Annotated in this window: 23 protein-coding genes; 13 read left to right on the forward strand and 10 right to left on the reverse strand. The window is 38.0% G+C overall.

The window, feature by feature from the left end; genetic code table 11:
* Position 1 precedes the first annotated feature (1 nt).
* The gene (locus tag C200_RS01440; RefSeq protein WP_016209501.1) at positions 2-1,513 is read right to left on the reverse strand and encodes a DUF2169 family type VI secretion system accessory protein; all 1,512 of its coding nucleotides are present in this window, start codon (positions 1,511-1,513) and stop codon (positions 2-4) included.
* Between the two features lie 261 nt (positions 1,514-1,774).
* Between C200_RS01440 and tssJ the strand changes: the two genes are divergently transcribed.
* The 4 genes from tssJ (at position 1,775) to C200_RS01460 (ending at position 7,510) form a co-directional block, all read left to right on the forward strand.
* Positions 1,775-2,212 carry a type VI secretion system lipoprotein TssJ gene (gene tssJ / locus C200_RS01445; RefSeq protein ID WP_016209510.1) on the forward strand — a complete coding sequence of 146 codons (438 nt, stop codon included), beginning with the start codon at positions 1,775-1,777 and terminating at the stop codon, positions 2,210-2,212.
* Positions 2,213-2,304: 92 nt separating this feature from the next.
* Positions 2,305-3,612: a type VI secretion system baseplate subunit TssK gene (gene tssK / locus C200_RS01450; RefSeq protein ID WP_032126189.1), complete on the forward strand. Its 1,308-nt coding sequence runs from the start codon at positions 2,305-2,307 to the stop codon at positions 3,610-3,612.
* 4 nt (positions 3,613-3,616) lie between these two features.
* Entirely contained in the window at positions 3,617-4,327 is a 711-nt protein-coding gene (gene icmH / locus C200_RS01455) for a type IVB secretion system protein IcmH/DotU (protein WP_016209529.1), read from the forward strand.
* 12 nt (positions 4,328-4,339) lie between these two features.
* Positions 4,340-7,510 carry an ImcF-related family protein gene (locus tag C200_RS01460; RefSeq protein WP_016209536.1) on the forward strand — a complete coding sequence of 1,057 codons (3,171 nt, stop codon included), beginning with the start codon at positions 4,340-4,342 and terminating at the stop codon, positions 7,508-7,510.
* Positions 7,511-7,577: 67 nt separating this feature from the next.
* Here C200_RS01460 and C200_RS01465 read toward each other — a convergent pair whose 3' ends face one another.
* Positions 7,578-8,732, reverse strand: a complete 1,155-nt coding sequence (locus tag C200_RS01465; protein WP_016209522.1) for a hypothetical protein — start codon at positions 8,730-8,732, stop codon at positions 7,578-7,580.
* Between the two features lie 639 nt (positions 8,733-9,371).
* On the opposite strand from C200_RS01465, the gene C200_RS01470 reads away from it, so the two are divergent.
* Complete coding sequence (locus C200_RS01470; RefSeq protein ID WP_033923646.1) at positions 9,372-9,620, forward strand: hypothetical protein; 249 nt, start codon at positions 9,372-9,374, stop codon at positions 9,618-9,620.
* Positions 9,559-10,107, forward strand: a complete 549-nt coding sequence (locus tag C200_RS15305) for a hypothetical protein (protein ID WP_155276069.1) — start codon at positions 9,559-9,561, stop codon at positions 10,105-10,107. The genes C200_RS01470 and C200_RS15305 overlap by 62 nt, the downstream gene beginning before the upstream one ends.
* 132 nt (positions 10,108-10,239) lie before the next feature.
* Here the strand turns inward: C200_RS15305 and speD are convergent, their stop codons facing one another.
* The 3 genes from speD to rpe form a co-directional block, all read right to left on the reverse strand.
* Complete coding sequence (gene speD / locus C200_RS01480) at positions 10,240-11,040, reverse strand: adenosylmethionine decarboxylase (RefSeq protein WP_017376335.1); 801 nt, start codon at positions 11,038-11,040, stop codon at positions 10,240-10,242.
* 98 nt (positions 11,041-11,138) lie between these two features.
* The gene (locus C200_RS01485) at positions 11,139-11,714 is read right to left on the reverse strand and encodes an anthranilate synthase component II (protein WP_016210437.1); all 576 of its coding nucleotides are present in this window, start codon (positions 11,712-11,714) and stop codon (positions 11,139-11,141) included.
* A 58-nt stretch (positions 11,715-11,772) separates the two neighbouring features.
* Positions 11,773-12,444 carry a ribulose-phosphate 3-epimerase gene (rpe, locus tag C200_RS01490; protein WP_016210432.1) on the reverse strand — a complete coding sequence of 224 codons (672 nt, stop codon included), beginning with the start codon at positions 12,442-12,444 and terminating at the stop codon, positions 11,773-11,775.
* Between the two features lie 81 nt (positions 12,445-12,525).
* On the opposite strand from rpe, the gene C200_RS01495 reads away from it, so the two are divergent.
* A complete protein-coding gene (locus C200_RS01495; RefSeq protein ID WP_162034439.1) occupies positions 12,526-13,389 on the forward strand; it encodes a DUF3530 family protein in 864 nt (287 codons plus the stop codon).
* Between the two features lie 34 nt (positions 13,390-13,423).
* On the opposite strand, the gene C200_RS01500 is transcribed toward C200_RS01495, so the two are convergent.
* The 5 genes from C200_RS01500 to C200_RS01520 all read right to left on the reverse strand — a co-directional run bounded on the left by C200_RS01500 (position 13,424) and on the right by C200_RS01520 (position 16,421).
* Positions 13,424-13,807, reverse strand: coding sequence for a response regulator (locus tag C200_RS01500; RefSeq protein WP_016210438.1), 384 nt, complete (start codon positions 13,805-13,807; stop codon positions 13,424-13,426).
* Between the two features lie 127 nt (positions 13,808-13,934).
* The gene (locus tag C200_RS16475) at positions 13,935-14,411 is read right to left on the reverse strand and encodes a DnaJ domain-containing protein (protein ID WP_016210440.1); all 477 of its coding nucleotides are present in this window, start codon (positions 14,409-14,411) and stop codon (positions 13,935-13,937) included.
* Positions 14,411-14,698 (reverse strand): hypothetical protein, encoded by a 288-nt coding sequence (locus tag C200_RS01510; RefSeq protein ID WP_016210441.1) that lies wholly within the window; start codon positions 14,696-14,698, stop codon positions 14,411-14,413. The genes C200_RS16475 and C200_RS01510 overlap by 1 nt, the downstream gene beginning before the upstream one ends.
* Positions 14,689-15,399, reverse strand: coding sequence for an N-acetylmuramate alpha-1-phosphate uridylyltransferase MurU (murU, locus tag C200_RS01515; protein WP_016210439.1), 711 nt, complete (start codon positions 15,397-15,399; stop codon positions 14,689-14,691). The genes C200_RS01510 and murU overlap by 10 nt, the downstream gene beginning before the upstream one ends.
* A complete protein-coding gene (locus C200_RS01520; protein ID WP_016210436.1) occupies positions 15,396-16,421 on the reverse strand; it encodes an aminoglycoside phosphotransferase family protein in 1,026 nt (341 codons plus the stop codon). Before C200_RS01520 ends, murU begins: the two co-directional genes overlap by 4 nt.
* A gap of 129 nt (positions 16,422-16,550) precedes the next feature.
* Between C200_RS01520 and C200_RS01525 the strand changes: the two genes are divergently transcribed.
* The 6 genes from C200_RS01525 to C200_RS01550 are packed head-to-tail and all read left to right on the forward strand — an operon-like array spanning position 16,551 to position 23,452.
* Complete coding sequence (locus C200_RS01525) at positions 16,551-19,055, forward strand: LPS-assembly protein LptD (RefSeq protein ID WP_080664841.1); 2,505 nt, start codon at positions 16,551-16,553, stop codon at positions 19,053-19,055.
* Between the two features lie 6 nt (positions 19,056-19,061).
* Positions 19,062-20,333 (forward strand): peptidyl-prolyl cis-trans isomerase SurA, encoded by a 1,272-nt coding sequence (locus tag C200_RS01530; protein ID WP_016210428.1) that lies wholly within the window; start codon positions 19,062-19,064, stop codon positions 20,331-20,333.
* Between the two features lies 1 nt (position 20,334).
* Positions 20,335-21,318: a 4-hydroxythreonine-4-phosphate dehydrogenase PdxA gene (pdxA, locus tag C200_RS01535; RefSeq protein WP_016210429.1), complete on the forward strand. Its 984-nt coding sequence runs from the start codon at positions 20,335-20,337 to the stop codon at positions 21,316-21,318.
* Positions 21,319-21,330: 12 nt separating this feature from the next.
* The gene (gene rsmA / locus C200_RS01540) at positions 21,331-22,149 is read left to right on the forward strand and encodes a 16S rRNA (adenine(1518)-N(6)/adenine(1519)-N(6))-dimethyltransferase RsmA (protein WP_016210434.1); all 819 of its coding nucleotides are present in this window, start codon (positions 21,331-21,333) and stop codon (positions 22,147-22,149) included.
* Positions 22,150-22,193: 44 nt separating this feature from the next.
* Positions 22,194-22,586 carry a Co2+/Mg2+ efflux protein ApaG gene (gene apaG, locus C200_RS01545; protein ID WP_016210431.1) on the forward strand — a complete coding sequence of 131 codons (393 nt, stop codon included), beginning with the start codon at positions 22,194-22,196 and terminating at the stop codon, positions 22,584-22,586.
* A gap of 59 nt (positions 22,587-22,645) precedes the next feature.
* The gene (locus tag C200_RS01550; protein WP_016210435.1) at positions 22,646-23,452 is read left to right on the forward strand and encodes a symmetrical bis(5'-nucleosyl)-tetraphosphatase; all 807 of its coding nucleotides are present in this window, start codon (positions 22,646-22,648) and stop codon (positions 23,450-23,452) included.
* Positions 23,453-23,699: the final 247 nt, after the last annotated feature.

Below are 23,699 nucleotides of genomic sequence, written 5' to 3' on the forward strand. Positions count from 1 at the left end.
ATTAACCTGGCACTTTCTGCATTGACTTTAATAAAACCTGCATATTCTCCTGATATTGCTCCATCAGCTGTTTATATTGATCATAGGATGTAGGGTCATTCACATCTAACGACTTCACACTCTGATTCATTTTTCCCATCATCTCGTACATTTTAGCTGTAGATTCATGCATATGCTGACTAAAATCATCAAGTTGCATACCTCGCCACTGCTCCATACCCTTAGGTGTAGGCATATCGCCTTTAAACATAGGCATATCCATTCCTGTTGCCTTAGGTTGATTCAACACATGCATTTTTTTAATATAATCAAGATCCTGATGATCAACTATCTCCTGATGCATTTTTACTACTTTTTTCTTAGCATCAACCATTGTTTTATCATATTCTTGCTTCGCTAAATCCATTTTCTTACGGTTTTTTGTAAATAAGCTTTCCAACTCACTTTCAAGTTCTTTAAAGTCATCAAAATCATCATGTGCAGATTTAGGCAAATATTTTTCAGGATTTTTAACTCGATCAGTTGACTTCTTTTTATAATCTTGAATATCAAGAGGGTTATTTAAAAATTCACTCTCTATTTGCAAAAAACTTATATTAGATGCATCTTCATCAATAACCGCAACTTGGCCATGAAAAACCATGACTCCCGTTAATAAGTCTGGAAATAGCCAACATGTATCAAGTTGCATGGGTGTTTCTGCATAAGTTTTATCTTTATTTTCCAAAGATTCAACAAAACAACGCACACGCATTCCCGGTAATTGTCCTTCAAGACGAGGATACTTTGCATTCATATTTTGCAAGTAAAAATGCTCATTTCCTATCAACATAAAGGGAAGTTGCTGGTCTACCGGTGCAATATTAAAATACTGCCAGTTAATATCCGCCGGAAAATAAGGCCAATGTAGTTCTAACCATTCTTGGTTATAGGTTCCTGCATAATCTAATCGTGGCTGCCATAAAGCGCCAATAGGGCCAAAGGAAGCAGGACTTACCGACTGACTTGGCTGAAGCTGACGATCATGTAGATATTCAATATTTGGCAAATGCCATAACTCTTTTTGAGGAGCTACCCCCTTTCCTAACGGATTAAGACTAAATTTTTCACCACCAAACGCATTACGATAATTTACTTCTAAGCGCTGAAACTTTTGTGCTTCACTTGCCTGAGAGCCAATAGTCGACTCCTGCCAATAACGATCCCCAGAAACTAAAAGAGTTTTTTCTATCGATTCAAAATGCAATTTTACTGTTGTCTGTTCTGTAGACTCTTGTGCATAAGCGGCTCCTTGCACCAGTATATCTGTATTTTTCTTGGCAATACCATATGGATCCAAATGCTCAAAATCACGTAGCTGCTCCAGACAATCTTTCCATATTATTTTTTCATGAAGTAATTGTCTGTGGCTAATTTCAAATGGCACCATAATAGAGACGGTCAAATAAAGCCTGTTATCAAAACCATAGCAACGAGTCAAAGCTGCATGTTCTGTGCCTTTATATATTTTCATTGGCTATTTTCCAGCACAATTTTGAGTGGATACGCAGCCATTATACTATCTGTAAAAATGATATCAACAGAGACAGCACCAAGAAAAGTTAAAGTTTTGTTAAACATTTCCAATCAAATAAAAACTATGAAATTTTTCTATAGAAAAAAACATAATATTAATAGTTTGTTAATATCAACATGTTAAAATCCTTGTGATCACAAATTTTCATGGTATATTATTTTCAGACCTAATAAGAATAAAAGGAAAACTTTCCATAAAATGAAAAATATTCTTCTCATTTTATTATTTACTTTATCTATTATTCTCACAGGTTGCCACCCCGGCTTGCATCTAAATGTGAGCGCGACAGATCATCTCAATCCAGATATTAACCATCATCCATCCCCTGTTGTTATGTATCTATATACAATGAAACAGCGTGAGCTATTTGACCTCGCCAATTTTAAAAGCCTAACAAGTCCATCAAAAACATTGGATGACTCCCTAGTCAAATCATATATTTTCGAAATCTACCCTGGACAAGCCAAAGCCTTATCATTGCCACTTACAAAAACAGAAAATTATATTGGCATTTTTACGGCCTATCGAAAGCTTCCAAGTGATAACTGGAAAAAAGTCATTGATATTAGCACTCATCCAAGCTCTGTCACTCTTACGATTAAACTTGATAGCAATACAATGCATATCAACCGATAAATAATTAGAAACTGCTATAAACCAGTTAATATAATTATTAAGTTTAAATTATGGCAAGATTAAATTATGGCAAGATAAAGAAGGATAATATAATGGATACAGGTAAGGTTGTTTGGTCTGAAGGCTTATTTTTAAAGCCTCACCACTTTCAACAACAAGACCGTTATTTTGAAACCTTACTCACGCAATACCAACTTTCCTTGCATAAATATGCCTGGGGTATCAAATCTATTACCATTAGTTCCATAGATTTACAACAAGGCAAGCTTACCATTCAGCAATGTTCAGCAATTTTTCCAGATGGCACTTTCATCAATGCAGGTCAGGGTGATATTTCAAGCTTAACCTTGGATAGTATTGAAGCAAATACGATTATTTATCTAGCCATCACCAAATCAAATGAAGTTGGTCTTGAAGTTGACCTTGAAAGCACACCATCAAAAACAAGATATAACGCAATCCGTAAAAAAGTTAAAAATACAACAGATAGCCTAAATGAATATGAAGATCTTATTGTCAGTAAACTTAATATTTTTTTAACAACAGATAATAATGCTGATTTTGAGTATATCCCTATTCTACAATTTTCTAAATATAAAAGTGATAATACTCCAACGTTTCGTACAGACTTCTCCCCGCCCTTACTTTATAGCCAAGGTAACCCTGCCATTCAAAGCTTACTTGAAGACTCTGTACAGATTCTGCAGCAACGTCGCCATAGTCTAGCAACACGCTTTGCTGATAATAGCAGTATAGATCGAGGTATGGTCGGTTTATTAATACTACAATCAATCAATCGCTACTTACCACTTCTAGAGCATGCACTTGATCACAATCATATTCCCCCTATAAAAATCTTTGAATACTTGTTACAACTCATTAATGAAGTTGCAACGTTCACAACAAAACCTCGTTATTATGAAAAAATCACCTATGACCACATTCATCTATATAACAGCTTTTATAAACTCAATCAGGCTCTACACCAAGTATTGAATTATGTCATTGAAGATAATATCATTGAAATACCCATTAACTATATGGATAACAGTGTGTTCCTTGGTTCATTAGAAAAAGTTACGCCAAACCATCGTATTATTCTTGCTGTTTCAGGTAAAATTAATAAAGATATTATTCGGAATCAGCTCCCCTATTTAATTAAAATCGCCTCACCTGATGAAATCAATGACTTAATTCGTTTGCAATTACCTGGCATTCCTATTGATACGATTATCCGCCTTCCTTATAACATCCCTTTTTATGAAAATACATCATATTTTGAAATTAATCACTTTCATGATAAATGGGAATCACTCATTCACTCTCGCAGCATTGCTATGCATATCAGTGATTTTATCCCTGATATGAAATTGTATTTATGGGCAATGAAAGAGGAATAATAATATGAACTTAGCAGCAGAATTATTCAATACACCAGAAAGTAATAATTCAATTATTGTTTCAGATAACTTACTAATTCAAGCCTCAAGTCCAATATTTAGTTTATTATTTGAAATAAACTATGATAAAAAATTTGATATTTATTCGCTTAGAAATCGTGTTATCTCTAATCTTAATGCATATATAGAACAGTGCAATAAATCATCAATCAGTCAAGAAAAAATTAAAGCTTCTACTTATATTCTCTGCTGCATTATTGATGAAACAATTCTATTACACTCTTGGTCACAAAAAATAGAGTGGGATAAAGCAAGTGCCCTACATTTTTTCTTTAATGAATCTTGGGGTGGAGAGAAATTTTATAAAATTCACCAACACTGCTTAGATAAGATTGACTCATTTAATGATATATTAGACTTAATTCAATTAGCCATTAACTTTGGCTTTAAAGGTCGCTATGGTTCACAAACAGATGGCGATATTCAATTAGCCAAGATAAACCACCATTTAAAAGAAAAATTAGATAAATATCACCCGAAAGAAACCAATATAAAAGCTAATATTATTAATAAAAAACCAAAAAAAACAATACTAATCAAGAAAACAATAATCAGCTCATTACTGTTTTTAATCATTTTTTATATAATTTTAACAGTCACACTCTATGAATATTCATCACCCACATATAAACTCCTTAGCACCCTCATGCATTAATAAGGCAATGCCATGATCAAATTAATAAAAAAGATATTCTCTACCTTCCTTAGCAGAACCTTTATTACACTTCTTCTATGCCTTGCTCTTTGCGCGGTTATATGGTTTTATAGCCCATTATTAGGGTTTAATAACCATTATTATTTTACCGACCCTCTTCCACGTGTTATTGCTATTCTTGTTATTGCCTTGCTATGGGGTATTAGCAATTTACGTTTTCGTATTCAACCTTGGCGAACTCATAAAATCACCTCATCAGTTCATTTAAAAAAAAATAAAAATCCTCATGACTCAAAAATACAGGCTCTTTGTGAGATTTTAAAAAAGAGAAATTTTAATAAAAGTAATATTATTATTGTTACTGGTGATGATATTTCCGCAAAACATTTTATTTTTAATCAAGTTAATATTATTAAATCATCAGATCATACAAATGATAATAGCATTAATTGGGTGCTCACTCAGCAGCAGGCCCTTATTTACATTCCTCATGATCACCTAATAAACGATAATCTAAAAAAATCAATATACCCACTTATAAAAATCAATTCAGTCAGCCCAGTTAATTCTATTATTATCATTGAATCATGTGAAAGTATTTTCAATAATAATAAAATTAACAATAAAAATATTAAATCAATCAATCAACTCAATCAAACAATTGGCTACTCTGTTCCAGTTTATTTTTATTTTTCTAACAGTAATGAGATTACCGGATATAAGCAATATGCAAAACTTGCCGATCAAAGCAAAGTTTCTTCAACCATTGAACTATACTCTTATGAGAGAAATAATATCAGCTTCTTAACTGATTTTAATCATTTAATAAAAACCAAACTCTCTTACTATTATCAAATTACTAATCATGATAATAAATTTGAAAATATTCTCTCTTTTAGATTTCTACTAGAATTAAGCAAGCTTAAAGACATTATTAATAAATTCATTAAAGAAATATCCCATTATACAACAGTTAACCCACTGTATATCCAAGGACTATATTTAAGCCCAATCACTGAAGGCAAACCTAACCAAGGCGATGATACAGTTGTTTTTTCTAGTAACTCACTTATCCATGAGATTATTAATCACTCACATAAAATTTCTGATAATTTTAATGAATCACGTTTCAAGCGAAAAAAATTTAAACATGCTATAATTGCAAGCATTATTTTATTTTGTACAATCACCATTGCCTCCCTCTGGATGGTCGCATTGAATAAAAACATTAATTATGTTTACGACATCAGTAATGATATTAATAAAAATTTTATTAATTCAAGCAATATCACATCAATCGACAAACTCGCCAATTACATTCAATCACACTCTTGGTTTTCTTTTGGCCTATTTAATATCAATAGCGTGCCTAGACAAACAGTAAAACTTTATAATTATTACCTTTCTCAATCTTTTTTACCTTATATCAGCACCATTGCAGAAAACCAAATAAAAAGTGCAATCAACCACCATAACACACTCTATTTATATCAATGGCTAAGTAGCTATTTAATGCTCAATGATAAGCAATACCTAAATAAAGAAGCAATTTATAATACTTATGCAGACTATTGGGGTGAAAGAGCTGGCTACAATAACACTACAAAACAAAATAGACTTTTTCAGCTTAACAGCCTGCTACAACTTAAATTTCAACCTATCGATTTAAACACTGATCTTGTAAGTCAAGCTCGAGCAGTCCTGGATAATAAAACACTCGCAGAGCAAGCCTATTTAAATCTTAATAATTTTTACCACCAGAAAAACCAATCACTTGCAACTTCTCCGGTTGATCTAGATAGCACCCTGTCAATAAGAAAAAACACAACTATTCCTTATTTATTTACTAAAAATGGCTATATAACTGAATTTAAATCATCTTATACAGACTTTTTACAGACTGTTATTAATAATCAATGGATATTAGGAAAAAGCTTTCAAATTAACGATCAAGCAACACTTGAAGCCCAAATGAATAATTCATACTGGTCTCAATATTTGGATGTATGGAATAATTATATTGCCAATATCGAAGTTAGCCCCTTTAACCAATTAGCAGCGGCAACACAAAACTTAGGCTTGCTTGCTAAAGACAGCGACTCTGCAATTGTCAAACTCCTACAAGTTATTAGCGACAACACAAGTTTTACTAGCGATAAAAGTACACTGTCTAATAATGTAATTTCCAATGCCTACAGTGCAGCTAATAGCCTACTTATTCAAACAGACAAAAATACCCCTGCACCGATCCATAATTATATTCAAGCAATTAACAACCTGTATCGCTACTTTGTCAACATCCAACAAAGTGCTGTTCCCGACCAAGCAGCGTTTGAGCAAGCTCGGAAACTGTTTAGTGATGGCCAAACAAACCCAATAAAACAACTTCGCATCCTTGCTCTACAAGCTCCTGAACCCCTCGCGACGTGGTTAAATCAAATTGTCCACTCAAGCCTTATCACAATATTTAATTCTGCTAATAAATACATTGAAACCCAATGGGATAACAGTATAAAAAATCAATTTAACACTGCATTCAAGAATAGTTATCCATTTACAACAGCATCCAGCAATAATGCCAGCCCTGATGATTTTTTAAATTTTATCAATCAAGATGGAGAAATAAGTACATTTTTCAAAAAATACCTAAACTCCTTTATATTTTCAGATAAAAACTACCAAGCAAAAAGTTTATATAATGTAAAATTTCCAATTAATTTAAACATCAGCAAAACACTCACAAGTGTAACTCATTTAAAAAGCATGTTTAATTTAAGTAAAGAAAGCAAAGTTTCATTTATTATAGAACCAAGACTATTAAGCAAAAACATTCGAAATATTAATCTAAGTTATGGAGATAATAGCTTTGCATACGCCTATGGCCCTATTTTTCCATACCATTGGAACTGGCCTTTAAATTCACTTAATCAAGATCTCATTATCAAAGTGCAGCTATTTTCAGGGATTGTCAGAACATACAGTTTTTCTGGACCTTGGAGCTTATTTAAATTCTTGGCAAGTTCAAAGATAACACAGAGATCACCGACCACATATACTGTCGAGTATAGCAGCGATGGACTGACACTTTCTCTAACATTAATCGCAAACAGTAGTTCAAACCCCTTTAAAGAAACACTATCTACAGCACTCGCACCACTTGTACGCTACATTAGTATTTCTTAATAGAAAAAAATAAATTAAACAAAATAAGGTAGAAAGTATTAGTAATATACTCTCTACCTAAAGTACCTTATGCATTAAGCGCCATTACAGCTAACGTTGGCGGGTCAACAAGTATATCTTCTTCTAAATCAAGAGCACGCTTTGCTTGCTGATCCAAGACATCTTTAAATAAAGTGACTGTATTTTTTCTTTTCAGTGTTGACTCCAGTCCCGATTGAACTTCTTGACCTTTTGTTCTGAGAAAACGTTTAAAAAATGGTAGAAAATTTCGAATAAAATGGAGGATGCCTAAACCTGCAGAATCTTCATTTAGTTTATTTGACTCTTTACTGTTGCTCACATCATTCAGTGCATCAATTTTCTCTGCTGTGTGTTTTTTAGGATCTGTAATTATTTTTTTTATATCGTCTAATACATCAATTTTATCTTTTAAATGAAGCCCTTTCTTTGTGGTTTTATCCGGTAGGGCCCATAATTTTTCTTTGCAAAATTCTTGATAACTTTGCGTCATTTGATAAAGCTTGGATAACTTTTGCTCAGTTTCTACTATCTCTTCAAATAACTGTGGATGACTTTCTAAAAAAGCATAAGTTTTTTGCCCTACACACCCCATTTTAATAACCGCCTGAGCAAGTTTTTCAGGCGAGTACACGGACCTTTGACCTAATAAATATTCTACTGCATCTTCTCTAGAAAATTTATTTTGTCTCACTCTAATATAAGCAGGCATAAACCACGCACAACGGACAAAGTGGCTCTCATTCGTTAGTCCTTGATCAGCTACTAAACTCCGTTTCGCGCCGCCCTTCGCTTGATAGTCAATTTTTGGATCTTTTTCTTGAATAATGCCGGCTACTTCATCTTGCAATCGCTTAGCATCACCATAAATATATATCGCCGGCATACTTAATGAGCCACACTGGCTTACATGCTCAAACTCTGCCGGTATTGCTTTAAAAGCATCACAACCATGCAAATCAGCACATAAATTTTCTAAATTAACAAGTTGTCCTTTAGACATTCTTGTGATTAGTTCATCATATTTATCCCTAATTCTAACTACTACCTGATCAGAACAATCTTCTGTACCAACTATTTTTCCATCGAGTACAGTCACAGCATCAGCATAAGCACGATTAAATAATCCAGCTAACTCTATTAGCGCAAGTTCTTTATTGTTGTCATTTGGATTTGATAAATAGTCTTCTAAATGTGTAGTCATAACTTTTCAACATCCCTTTTAATACAACTCTTATTCCCTTCTAAATGAAGCCTTAAAACCTATCTAAGCTTAAAAAATATGGCTTTTGTATAGACTGAAAGCATAAATATTTGAGTTTGATTACCATAAACTGTAAATTTTAAGAAGACTCACTTTTAACAATTGCTATCATTACACTTCACTTAGCATGCAGAAATAACAACAAATAACTATACCTAATATTTATAATATTTTGATAAAATTAATTATTTTTTATAAGGGAATTCACCTGAACAAAGCCTTGCAAGTATATTTTAAAGCCTGCTTTTTAACTTGATAGAGCATCCTGCGCCATAGTTTAAACTTATACTATATTATCAATTAGTTAAGTTTTTCTTGCTGAGCCTATTTGTATTAACACTCACCGTCTTAACCCGTTTTTTATAAAAATTGAACAATATAACTATAGCCGTCAATGATAAATTTTAACATAATATATAGGCTGCACGTTCTGTAATTACTTTCGCATTTTAAACAATAATAAGCGATAAACTTTATTTATAAAGGTATGACAATAAAAACCTAGCTTACCAACAACAAGTATTAGAAGAATTAAAAAGCTATTTTTTAAGCTCAGGCATAAGCTTTAACAGTCGCGATTTGGCTGAAGATGGTGAGCAGCTGATTTCTGATTTAAAACAGTGGTGTCAACAAGATGGTCTCTTAACTCCAGAAGCAACTGTAGTGCCTTTAGAAGCTGCAGCTGCAGCAACAACAGTAGAGTTGACACTATATAATATATCAGAAGAACAATTATTAAAGCACTTAACAGCAACAGGTGCCACAGTTGAGCGTATTGAAAAGCGTAAGCGTCGCTACCTCCACTCCATGGCTCGCAGCGCTCGATGATGGTTATTTTAAAGTTTTTGGCTACCAAGGGATACAAAGCGATCTAAAATTAGATGCTGAGTTAAGACAGTCTACAGCTACAGCCCCCCTGCAAATAACTGCTCAGTTTCAAAAGCCCCTTAATATTTCATTAGGGCACCAAGAACAAAAAGAACAATTGCAACAAAGAGCACATACACTTTGCCATTTTCTAGAATCTACCAATGATCTATCATCTTCAGATACTAAGGTAACCTGGAATATCGATATAAGGGAACAGCCCATTATTGGTATGGCGCTTCAGTGCCTTTTATCTGCTACAAGGTCAAGACAAATCAACCTAGCCGGGTTAAATATTAATGGTAAAGAACTGAATATGGCGGTTGTAGAAAAAGCTTGTGAGACACTATCATCATCAACGGACGCACTGCCTTTTTATCATATGCTCCTCTCTACTCCAGAAGAATTTCCGCAGCAATCAGAGCCTACCGCTTTTACTCCATATTAGACATAGACGAAATCGCAATTTAGATCAAGCTAAAGCTGTAATAAATCTTATTACAGCTTAGTATTTACTGATGTCAACCTCGCCTATCGTATCGCTACCTAAATAAGCAAAAAGACTTTAAAGAAAAAAACGTTAGTAACAACCATCTATCGGCACATCTGCCATATTACGACCATAGAAAATCTCCAGCATTTCACGCTTAATTCTAGAGCGAATCAACTGCTCGTTGCCAGAAGAGAGTTCTTTAGTGGTTGCGCCAAATAAATAGTTATCTAAATCAAATTCTTTTAATAGCATTTTCGTATGGAAAATATTTTCCTGATAAATATTCACATCAATCATTTCATAGCAGCGGCGTACTTCTTCAGTAAAAAAGTTCTGAATAGAATTAATGGGGGTATCCATATACAGCTTATTACCATAAATATCACGCGTAAAACCACGTGTACGATAATCAACCGTTGCAATATCACATTCAAAGCTATCAATGAGTAAGTTCAATGCCTTCAATGGAGAAATCAAACCACAAGTTGATACATCAATATCCGCTCTAAACGTACAAATACCATGCTCATTATCTGGGTGCATTTCAGGATAGGTATGCACTGCAATGTGACTTTTATCCAAATGAGCAACAACCGCATCCGGTGTGATTGTTTTGGTCGGCAGCATCACTGGCCCTTCAGCAATGAGCATCGTCACACTCGCGCCCTGGGGCTCATAGTCTTGATAAGCAATATTTAGGACATGTGCACCTATAGTCTCAGTCACCTGATTCATCAGCTCAGTAATTCGCGAGGCACTGTAAGCTTCATCGATATACTCTAAATACTGCTGTTGTTCCTCTGGTGTCTTTGCATAACAAATGTCATAAATATTAAAGCTCAAGCTCTTTGTCAAGTTGTTAAAACCATGGAGTTTCAATTTTTGCATTCTTAAATCTACCCACCCAACAAACCTAAAACACACCTTCCCAATCGATACATGAAGACCTGTCTATAACTCTTAATCTAGAATAGCGAACAGCGCAATTATTGCATTAAAAATTGCGCAAGTAATTCATAACCATATTCAGTTAACACCGCTTCAGGGTGAAACTGTACGCCATACAACGGATATTCTTTATGTTGCATAGCCATAATCAATCGCCCCGACCCCTTATTTTTGCACCAAGCAACGGCCTCTAAGCATTCAGGCAAACTCTCTTCTGCCACGATCAATGAATGATAGCGAGTCACAAAAAAACGCCTTGGCAATGTTTTAAATAAGCCCTGCTGAGTATGCCAAATCTCAGACGTTTTACCGTGCATTACATAAGGGGCACGCTCAACACGAGCACCCAAGCATTGCCCCAGCGCTTGGTGGCCTAAGCATACACCAAGGATGGGGATTTTCCCAGTATAATAAGAAATCACCTCTAAAGAAATACCTGACTCATTCGGCGTGCATGGCCCAGGAGAGATCACAATATGACGAGGGTCAAGCGCAATAAGCTCGCTAAGAGTAATTTGGTCATTACGAAAAACGCGAACATCAGCGCCTAATTTAGCTAAATACTGCACCAGGTTATAGGTAAACGAATCATAATTATCTATTACAACTAACATGAGCTTAGGCTATCTCTTCTATTAAGTCTTTGTTTTAGTTTTATTTTTAGTTTTAATTTCACACTGGGCTTGCTAGTGCCAACCGTAGCTCATCGATACGCTTGGCATAATTTTCCGCATTAAAAATAGCTGAACCTGCAACAAATGTATCTGCACCTGCTGCTGCAATTTTAGCAATATTATCAACATTAACACCACCATCCACTTGCAAACGAATATCGCGACCAGAGGCATCAATCATGCGCCGTGCTTCTTTGAGTTTTTCTAAAGCCATCGGAATAAAACTCTGGCCACCAAACCCTGGATTAACCGACATAATCAATATTAAATCTACTTTATCAATCACATAGTTTAAAACATCCAGCGACGTTGCCGGATTAAAAGCAAGGCCCGCTTTGCAGCCATGATCTTTAATCAACTGCAAGCTTCTGTCAATATGCTCAGAGGCTTCAGGATGAAAGCTAATCCAGCTCGCACCAGCATTTGCAAAATCAACAATCAAGCGGTCCACGGGTTTAACCATCAAATGCACATCAATCGGTGCGGTTACGCCATGATTTATTAAGGCTTTACATACCATTGGCCCAAACGTTAAGTTAGGGACATAGTGATTATCCATCACATCAAAATGCACCCAATCTCCCCCAGCTTGGATCACATGCTCAACATCGTCACCAAGGGCAGCGAGATTGGCCGACAAAATCGATGGGGCAATAAGGTAAGGTTGCATAATCAGCTCCTAGGCTATACTCAAAAATAAAAGACACGGCAATCTATGAAATACCTGCTTCTTAGCCCCCTTATTTTGACTATGATTTGCGCTACACTCACTCAAGCGTATGGTGCTAAAAATCAGGTCGAGCCAAATCATACCAAACCTTCAACTGCTTCGCCTAGTCAATTTATGATTAACAGTGGCCACATCAACCAGCAAAACGCAATGACGAAACAAATCACGCCGAAGATAAAACCGCAATATATCTGGTTAAATGCCGACCGTAAATCGTTTCTCATTGGCCTTAAAGAACAATACCTTCAAGAAGATGCGAAAGGTGCAGTGATTATCTTACATGATAATGGCCAACACCTACGCTGGCCTTTTCCTCTTAACGTATTATATCAACAACTACCTGCACATGGTTGGAGTGTCTTATCTTTACAGCTTGCCCAGTTTACTCAACAATCAAGACAAAATAATAATAACAGTAACCAACAACACGCGTTCCTTCGTCAACAGCTCTGGCTCAGCATAGAGTTATTACGCTCACAAGGACTCCATAACATTGCTATGCTAGCCGTGGGTGATTATGTCAATTCCGCTGTTCATTATCTTGCAACTCAAGCTCAGCTTCGAATCTATGGGCTTATTTTACTTAATCCATCAACTCGAGCCAATGCCCATTTTTTTGACATTAAAAAACTTAAAAATTTACCTATTTTGGATATCTACACCCTGCAAACCCACAATCCAGAAGCAAATCATGCAGCGCAAAGGCGCAAGGCAAAAAGTCAACAAGCCGGCAGCCTTAACTATCAACAGGGTTTTTTTCTCTCAGAAGAATATAACTTTTCCAGAACCGAGCATATGCTCGCCAATCGAATTTATACCTGGCTCAACACCCATGTTCAACCCGCTTTCCTTGAAGATGGTAAAATCAAAGCAGCAGCAAAATAAATACTTTTAAGATTCGAAAAAATATAGTGTTAAATTAAGCCAATTCATTAATATCAATAAACTGACTGATCTTCGCAATCAGCGTATCAGCTTCAAAAGGTTTAATAATATAATTTGTTGCACCTTCTGAAATAGCAGACACCACATCAGTTTTCTCTGAGTGCGTAGTGACCATAATAATCGGTGTTTTTTTATCAACATCACGAATCAAATGCAAAGTATCTAAGCCATTCATTTTGGGCATGTTCCAATCTAATAAAGCGAGCCCGACCTCATCTCCCTCAGCTTGCCAGCGTGCTAACGCGCGCTCACCATCCTCAGCCTCTAAAATATTATCAGACGCTGCCCCATGATCAACCAACGCATTAATAATAATACGCCGCATTGTCATCGAATCATCAGCAATTAAAATTTTCACAAATCATCTACCTTTGCACTGCTAGAAAATACCAAGGATAATATAAAAAGCATAGACAAAAGCACTCAGCAAGCAAAGTCAAATCCACAAAAACCCACTTATTTTAGCTTACCCGCCTTACTTAAACTTAAGAACTTAACAGTTGTCGATACGCTTGCTGAATCCGTTGCGCCTTTTGTGTTGACTGAGCTATTTCAATGGGTCCCAGTCCACGGGCAACCAACTTATCAGGGTGATAACGACTCATTAAACGGCGATAAGCAACTTTAATTTCTTGCATAGTTGCACCTGGCAATAACTCCAGCTGCCGATAAGCCCAGCCTAATTCTGTTTTAACTGTGCTTTTATGACGTTTATGACGGCACCTATGCTCTGCAGATGTAGCAAATGCAGTTTCTACCGCGGATATTTCTGCCTGAGAATAACCTAAGCGTTCACTAAGATAACGAAAACGTGCAATCCGGTGTTTCCTCCCTCGCTCACTAAGATAGCAGCTCATACACAAAGCTTGTAAAGTAAGCTGACGCCATTCCAGCTGCTTTAATAGTAATGGACGTAACTGGTGAATCAGCTGCTCTAAAGGTAAGGCCTGCGGTGTGAACATCAGCTGCTTAAGCTGCCACAATTGAGCTGAAGAAAAGCCAACACGTAAAAAAACTGCTCAATACGCACAACTTCAACCGCCAATATCTTACCTTCTACACAGATAACCGCTCTAAGTCCTGCAGATAATAGCTTTAAAAACTTTAATGCGGATACCTGCCGAGCACTTTCCTCGATAACATTAAAACGTATTTTTTTAAAATTAAATTTAAACAAAACTGTCGTTTTCAAGCAATCTGTCATTAGGCTCATAGCCGCCTGGCCGCGGCGCAACCAACTCACGCGCATGTTGCCCTTGCCACTAAATCCTGACGCAAGAGCTCTAAACGCTCCGGCGTACCAATATCCCGCCATTGCCCCAAGTAATGTTCCCCTGTGATCTGTTTATTCACAATGGGATCAGTCCAAAGCTCTGTAACACGAAACGCTTCAATTTTTGCTGTTGTAAATAATGCTTTTTTGTAAATTCCGATGCCACTATAAGTTAACGCAACACCCTGTGCCTTATCATAAACGCAGCCATCGATAAGTTCTAAGTCACCACCAGCATGGTGATCGGGGTTATTGACTAAGACAAAGTGAGCTAATATCGCTTGCAAGGCCGGATCAGAATCAAGTGTGTGCGCACGCTGCAATAAATAAGAAAAATCAAAATCAGTCCAAATATCACTATTAACGACGATAAAACAGTCTGATAATAAGGGCAGCGCTTGAGTAATTCCCCCCCCCGTTTCTAGACGCTCCTCCTCTACTGAATACTCAATAGAGGCGCCATAACGTTGGCCATCACCAATCACTTCAATTAAACGCTCAGCCTGATAAGATGCATTAATAACAATATCGCGAATCCCTGCCTGTACCAGTGCTTCTATGCGATATTCAATCAAACATTTACCTGCAACATCTAATAAAGGTTTAGGCAAAGTATCTGTTAACGGTCGCATACGCTCACCCCGTCCTGCAGCCAAGATCATCGCCTTAATGGTCATAGCAAATCCTCTTCTGCCACGGTTGCGCTGCTTTGTTCTAACTCCTGAAGAAGATCAGAGAAAAAGCGAAATTCACTATATAACTCACCCATATGACGAATATAATCCAGCACTCGCGGCAGCTCACTTAAATAAAGATTTTTCTGATCACGCAACGCCAGGCGTGCAAATAAGCCTGTGCATTTAAGATGGCGCTGTAACCCCGCAACATCAAAGGCATATAAAAATTGCTCAGCACTCATCAACTGACGCTGAGATGGCTCCAAATGCTGCATATAAAAGTGTGTTACCCAACCCTCAACTTGCTCACGCGGCCAACTCACATAGCAATCTTTCAATAATGACACCAGATCATAGATCAATGGGCCAATCACCGCCCCCTGATAATCAATAATGCCTAATCGACCGTCCTCTAAACACATAATATTGCGTGAATGAAAATCACGATGCATCAAGCATTGCGGCAAGCCCACTAAATATTGACTGATCACTATTAATAATTCATTGAGCTGTTGCTCTTGCTCGGCCGATAGCGTTACGCCACGGTATGCTGATAGAAACCACTCTTGAAACAGGTTCATTTCCCGCAACATAAATGCGGCATCAAATAATGACATGCCCGTTAAACTCGCAGTAGGAATCGACTGAATCTTCGCTATATTAATAAATGCCTGATCATAAAGAGCGGCTGCTTGATGCTCAGCACTTTGCAAGCGTGAAATTAATAGCGCATCACCAAAATCAGTCAATAGCATCAAGCCTTGATCAATATCATACGCATGCACATCGGGTGTGACCAAACCTGCACGCTGTAAACACTCACCTAAATATAAAAACGGCGAGCATTCTTGCTGTTGCTGTCTAGCATCCATCAGTATTAGCGACGGTGCCTGCCCTTGCAACACACGATAATAACGCCGCGCGCTAGCATCGCCAGCAAGTGCAACAATATTCAGCTGATCACCCGTTATTTTAAGCTGAGTTTTGGTCCATGCGATCAGCTTGTCATCTGCCTTTTTCATTATCAATCTTTTCCTGGTCTACTACACCCATACGATGCTACTATGTTCTCCTCTGAGAGCAAGCAGTATATTTATGTTAAAAGTGTGACACAGAATTAAGTGTTGCACGAGCTGAAAATAAAGAAAATAATGATGATAGTAAAAAAACGATACCTCATTCTTCAACTGATTAGCGCACTGGGGCTTTTACCATCACTCACCTACAGTAGCACACCCACAACAAAAACAAAAACACCAACAAAAACTGCCCTCGACTGGGTAGCAAGCAATAAGAATCATTTAAATAATACCTTAACAGACTGTACTATCTGTGATGGCTACTATCAGCTCTCCCCTTTTGCCCTTCCAGGCAATCCAGGCCCTTTTAATCAAAGCAAAACTTATATTTCGTCCAAAAGCACCACACTCACCCCATCAGGGCAAACGCTGACAGACAATGTTTATCTCTATCAACAAGGACGCGATTTACGCGCAGATACGGTTCATTTAACGCGTGACCCTAAAACAGGTGATATGACGCAGATCAATGCGACAGGTCATGTTCGCTATCGTGAACCCAGCATATTGATTATTGGTAAAAACGCCCACTGGCAACCACAAAAACAACAGGCTCAAATTAACGATGTACAATACCGCTTCAAATTAAAAAAAGACCGCTCTAGCCAAAAAGTCACAGCAAATAATACTCAATTATCAAATCCTGGCACCGGTTATGCGCATGGTAGTGCAACCACTGTTTCACAACAAAGTCCAACTTTATTTGTTCTCCATAATGCAACTTACTCAACCTGTGCGCCCATCCCCGGCCAAACCTGGCAACTAAAAGCCAAGAGCATTAAACTCAATCAACAAACGGGGCGTGGTGAGGCGTATGATGCCGTTTTAGACATTAAGGGCGTCCCCCTACTTTATACACCGTATTTCAACTTTCCTATTAACAACCAGCGACAAAGCGGCTTTTTATACCCCACGATCAACTTTAGTAACGATGGCGGTTTATCCTTAACCACCCCGTATTACTTAAATTTAGCACCGAACTACGACGATACGATCATGCCCACACTGTATACAAAGCGAGGGCTATTTTTGCAAAATGAGTTTCGTTATTTATTTGGCCCTACCACAGGTCAGCTGAACACCAGTTACATTCATAATGACCATGCCTATGGTAATAAACGCTATAATGTCTTTTTTGGTCAGCAAACACAATTTACGCCAAACCTTAATGTGTATTTACAATATAACCTAGCCAGCGATAAAGATGTGTTTAACGACTTCAGTCTCGAAGAGAACACCTTAGCAAATTCGACGAATATCATTCAATTACCAAGAAGTGCAGGCTTTAGCTATATTACAGACAATCTAAATTTCAATGGCAATCTTACCAGCTATCAATTTCCCGACCCAACGCTCTCTTTAGGTAACCGCTACTATGCTAAACTGCCTGAGCTTAACTTTAGCAATGCGGTTAACTTTAACCAATTACAACTTGGCGTTGATAGCCAGTATATTAACTTTTATAAAGCCCCCGTAGATAATGTTACCCCGCCCACCGGTCAACGTAGCTATCTTGCCCCGTATCTTGCTTGGTCAGGCCAAACAGATTTTGGCTACTTTAAACCCTCGTTGTCTTACTCACAGACTTATTATAATCTCAATAATAATACGCAAGGCCAAGACCATTTAAGTCGAGGTATCCCCATATTAGATCTAGACAGTGGACTTTACTTTGACCGTAATGTGCAGATCAACAATACCCACTATAAACAAACGTTAGAGTCACGCTTATATTATCTATATGTGCCATACCGTGATCAAAATCAAATTCCTATTTTTGATTCAGGGATCAAGCCATTTGACTATAATTCACTGTTTACTAACAACCGCTACTATGGCATTGACCGCATCGGTGATACAAACCAAATTTCATTGGCGCTAGAATCTGCCTTAATTAATAATAACGGCGAGCAAATTATTAAAGGTGGTATAGGCCAAATTTTTTATTTTCACACCCGCAAAGTACATTTATCTCCAGCAGAATCCGGCTTAGATCACCGCTTATCTGATTTAACCAGCTTTTTAAGCTGGAATATGTTACCCAGTATCACTCTATCAACCAATATCAACTGGTCAACGTATGATCATCGATTAACGCGTGATAATTATAATATTCAATATAAACCCGACTTAAATCATATCTTTAACGTTGGCTATACCCATGATAATGAAAACTATGGCGTGCTATCACAAGATGATTTAATCAATGGTGTTGCCCCTCCTAATACCAAAGGCTTATATTCGTCTATGTACTGGGCCCTAAATAGTAGCTGGCGCCTCTTTGGTGGTGGTAATTATCTTTGGTTTAAAGACCAAAGCACCTCAAAAAAACGCTTAGCTTCAGCATTTGCGGGTATCGAGTACAGCAGCTGCTGCTCAGCCATCCGCTTTTTTATCAGCCATAGCCTAAAAGATGATGACCCCAATGACGTCAGCACTATCGATGGGCGCGGTCAAGATACAATTATGTTACAATTTTTGCTCAAAGGGTTGAGTCGCTTTGGCTCAGGAAGCATTAATAACCTTCTTCAACAAATTAACGGTTACCAGGGCGATTCTGGATTCGAGAGGACCTAGTTATTTATGAAAGCACTACAACATTTATTTTTAACCCTCGGCTTAGGCGCCTTTACGACGACATTGACATTTGCAGCACCACCACCGGCCATACCGTTGAATCAGTCGATTGCAATTGTCAATAATCAAGTTATTACCAGTCAAGATCTTGCCATAGAAACCTCATTTATGGCCGCACAACTACGTGGACAAAGTCAAGCGGATATCAAACACGCTGCGTTAAATAATTTAATTACCCAAAACGTCCTGCTTGAATTAGCTAAACGCAATAATATTCATGCATCCAGTGATGTAGTCAGCAATGCCTTTAACAGCGTCGCTCACCAAAACAAAATGTCCGCTGAAAAATTCACCATGGCGTTAACCAAACAAGGCATTAATGTTGATCATTATCGCAATTTTCTTAAAAATCAGCTGATCATCAGAAGTCTTGAACAACGCGTTCTCGCCGGTGCAGGCCTTCAAGTGAGTGAGGCTGAAGTCGCTCAGTATATGCAGCGCCAACACACTAAACAACAGGCAACCACACGCTATAGCATTAACACTATTTTAATTACCTCAAAAACACAAGCTGCGCGCATTTTACAAGAGATAAAAGATAAAAAAATAACATTTAAAAAAGCAGCTAAAGGCTATTCACAAGGTAGCAACCGCAGTCAAAGCGGCAACCTCGGCTGGCTGAAAACCTCTGAGTTACCCACCATGCTGGTCACTCCAGCACAAAAATTAAAACTTGGCGAACTCAGCCCTCTCCTTAATACCGGCAACGGTTATTTAATTATTCAATTGGCGGGTAAGAAGTCTGACTATCAACAAGCAATCAAAGTGACTGAAAATAAAGTCCGCCAAATTATCTTACAAACCACTCTCATCTTCTCTGATGAACAGGCCGTTGCTAAACTGACACAATTGCGCCAGCAACTTACCAACGCTAAGATTTCCTTCGCCAAAGTCGCCCAAAATTACTCAGAAGATCCAGCATCAAGCGCTAAAGGTGGTGAGCTCGGCTGGGTATTGCCCGGCCAACTACCTCCAGAGCTAGAACAACACATTGATAAACTCGACATCAATACCATCAGTGAGCCCATTCGTACACCAACGGATTGGCGCCTTATCGAAGTCACTGCACGTCGCCAAATTGATGCCAGCCGCACTATTGAAAAAGCCCAAGCCAAACAAGCGATATTTATCAAAAAGGCTGAAGCTTACATTGCTAATTGGCGCAAGCAAATACGTGATCAAGCCTATGTTCATATCTTAGGTCAAGACGAGTCATAACATGCAACCACGCCTTGCAATTACCCCTGGCGAACCAGCAGGTATCGGCCCAGACCTGACCTTGATGCTCGCTCAACAAGCATATTCAGCACGTTTAATCGTCTTTGCAGACCCAGAACTACTACGCCAACGTGCCGAGCATCTTGGACTCAATATCAGCATAGACACCTTAAGCCACCTTGATCAAGCCCAAGCCCATACACCTGGCAAGCTACAGGTCTACCCTGTTGATCTAATCACTCCAGTACAACCTGGCCAGCTTGCTGTAGCCAATGCTCATTATGTCATCGCATCATTAAAGCAAGCCAGTCATGCCTATCTCCAAGGACAGGTTGATGCCATTGTCACCGGACCAGTTCATAAAGGCATTATCAATGATGCAGGTATTCCTTTCTCCGGGCACACGGAGTTCTTTGCGAATATCACTGGCGAAATACCGGTGATGATGCTTGCCAGCGAATCACTACGAGTTGCTCTTGTCACCACTCACCTGCCCTTAAGTCAGGTTGCCAGCGCAATTACCAAAGAAAAACTGCGCTATACCATCAAGACCGTGCATAATGACTTGCAGCGCTATTATCACATTAGCAAACCACGGATTCTGATCAGCGGTCTTAATCCGCATGCTGGCGAAAATGGTCACTTAGGCCATGAAGAAATTGATGTTATTATTCCGATAATCCACGAGCTGCAAGCTACGGGAATAAACGTTGCAGGTCCATATGCTGCAGATACTTTATTTACCGAGCCATACTTAAAAGAGGCTGATGCAGTCATTGCCATGTATCATGATCAAGGATTGCCAGTACTAAAATACAGTAGTTTTGGCCAAGCCATTAATATCACTTTAGGCCTAACTATTTTAAGAACCTCCGTTGATCACGGCACCGCACTTGACCTTGCTGGCACACCACACATTGACCCTGGCAGTTTCGATTTAGCCATTAAAACTGCAATCACTATCGCTTCACAGCAAAAACAATAAAGACCATTAATAATGAAATCACTGCAAGGGCATACGGCCCGTAAACGCTTCGGACAAAATTTTCTACACAATCATCATATTATTAGGCAAATTATCGATGCGATCTCGCCTCAAGATACCGACCATATTGTCGAAATTGGTCCAGGCCTTGGCGCCATCACCGAATACCTGGTAGCTGGTTGTCAAAAATTAGATGTTATTGAAATTGATCGGGATTTAATACCCAAATTACAAGATAAGTTTCAGGCACAAAATAATTTTAAAATTCATGAGGCCGATGCACTAAAATTCAATTTTGCAGCCTTGCAAAATAATAATCAATCAAACAACCCAGTATTGCCATTACGCATCGTTGGTAATCTACCTTACAATATCTCAACCCCGTTATTATTTCATTTATTCTCTTTTCCTCGCTTAATTCAAGACATGCACTTTATGCTGCAAAAAGAAGTCGTCGAGCGTATGGCAGCCCCTGCCGGCAGCACTGATTATGGCCGCTTAAGTGTAATGGCACAATACCACAGTCAAGTCGATATGCTCTTTACTGTACCGCCAAGCGCATTTATCCCAGCACCTAAAGTCGAGTCGGCCATTGTTAGGCTAACACCCTACAAACAACCCAAGATCACAGCATATAACCTTAAACACTTTGAACAACTGGTCACGCAAGCCTTTACGCAACGCCGTAAAACAATTCGCAATAGCTTAAAAAAAATGGCAACAGCAGACCAACTTGAGCAAGCGGGTATTACAGCCGAACTACGCCCAGAAATGATTCCCTTGACACAGTACGTTATATTAAGCAATTTATTACAGCAAGAACATAAATAATTATTAATCAATTAAATCATTAATTAGTATCGAGTTAACCATTTATGAATTATCCAGAAGATTTAGAACACTCTATTCAAATAGAAGTTGAAACTCATTATAACGAAGAATTATCTATTCCAGAGGAAAACTATTATATATTTTCCTATACTATTACTATCTATAATAACTCTCCTGTTTCAACTCGACTCACCCATCGTTATTGGACCATCACCGATGGCAATGGCAAGGTAGAAACCGTCGATGGTGCCGGCGTCGTTGGTACTCAGCCCTATATCGAAGCCGGAAGTAACTATCAATACAGCAGTGGTGCAGTACTTGAAACACCCTTTGGTATTATGCAAGGCTGTTATGATATGGTGACCGATCAAGGCTATCCTTTTAAAGCAAAAATACAGCCCTTTACCTTGCTGCAATCACACTTAACTCTACACTAAACTAAACTAAACTAAACTAAAGCTAGACTAAGTGAAAATAAGACAAAGGTAACTTACTAATGGCGACCTATGCAATCGGCGATGTCCAAGGGTGTTACGACCCACTACAACGCTTACTTGGCAAAATTAATTATGATAAAGACCAAGATTGCTTATGGTTTGCTGGAGATCTAATTAACCGTGGGCCACAATCACTTGAAAGTTTACGCTTTATAAAAAGCGTTAAAAATAGCATTGTCGTCCTCGGTAACCATGATTTACATCTACTTGCAGCCTTCTATGGGCATGGCCGCAAAAATAAAAAAGACACCTTGAATGAAGTTTTAACTGCCCCTGATAGCCAAGAACTTATTGATTGGCTAAGAAAACAACCTCTTATCCACTACAGCCGCCACTTTAATGCCTGCATGATTCACGCGGGTATCGCTCCACAATGGAGCTTACAAAATGCATTACATTATGCAGGTGAAGTCCATAAACTTTTACAAAATAACGAACAATGTAAACACGTGATGGCAGGACTCTATGGTAATCACCCAAACTGCTGGCATAAAGATTTAAGCGGTGCAGCAAGAGTACGCTTTATTATCAACACATTAACTCGTACACGTTTCGTTAATAATAAAAAGTGCCTCGATCTAAAAACAAAAGGAAAAATCCACGCTGTGACTAAAAGCCTCTCCCCATGGTTCCAACATTTAGATAGCAGTTGGTCTGGAGTTGATATTATTTTCGGGCATTGGGCAGCACTTGAAGGTCAGTCAGGTCTAGGTCATATCCATGCCTTAGATACTGGCTGCGTTTGGGGAGGCCAATTGACAGCCATGCGCTTAGAGGATAAACAGCGCTTTTCTGTCTCCGCTTAAATTGCCATTTAGAGGGTGTCTTTAAACCCCTTTTTTGATAGATTATTGATTATAAATCACTATATTCGGTTATTTTGCATGAATTCACCTCTTTACCCTGACAACATTAGCGATTCTGAGTGGACTTTGATAAGGAAATACTTGGTTAACAGTAAAAAGCTAGGAGGGAGACCACCTAAATATGGGAAAAGTGAAATGACCCCCTCCCTTCCGACAAAAACGAACCTCAATTAAGAAATTATTTTTG

This window comes from Piscirickettsia salmonis LF-89 = ATCC VR-1361, assembly GCF_000297215.2.
Taxonomy (GTDB): Bacteria; Pseudomonadota; Gammaproteobacteria; order Piscirickettsiales; family Piscirickettsiaceae; genus Piscirickettsia; species Piscirickettsia salmonis.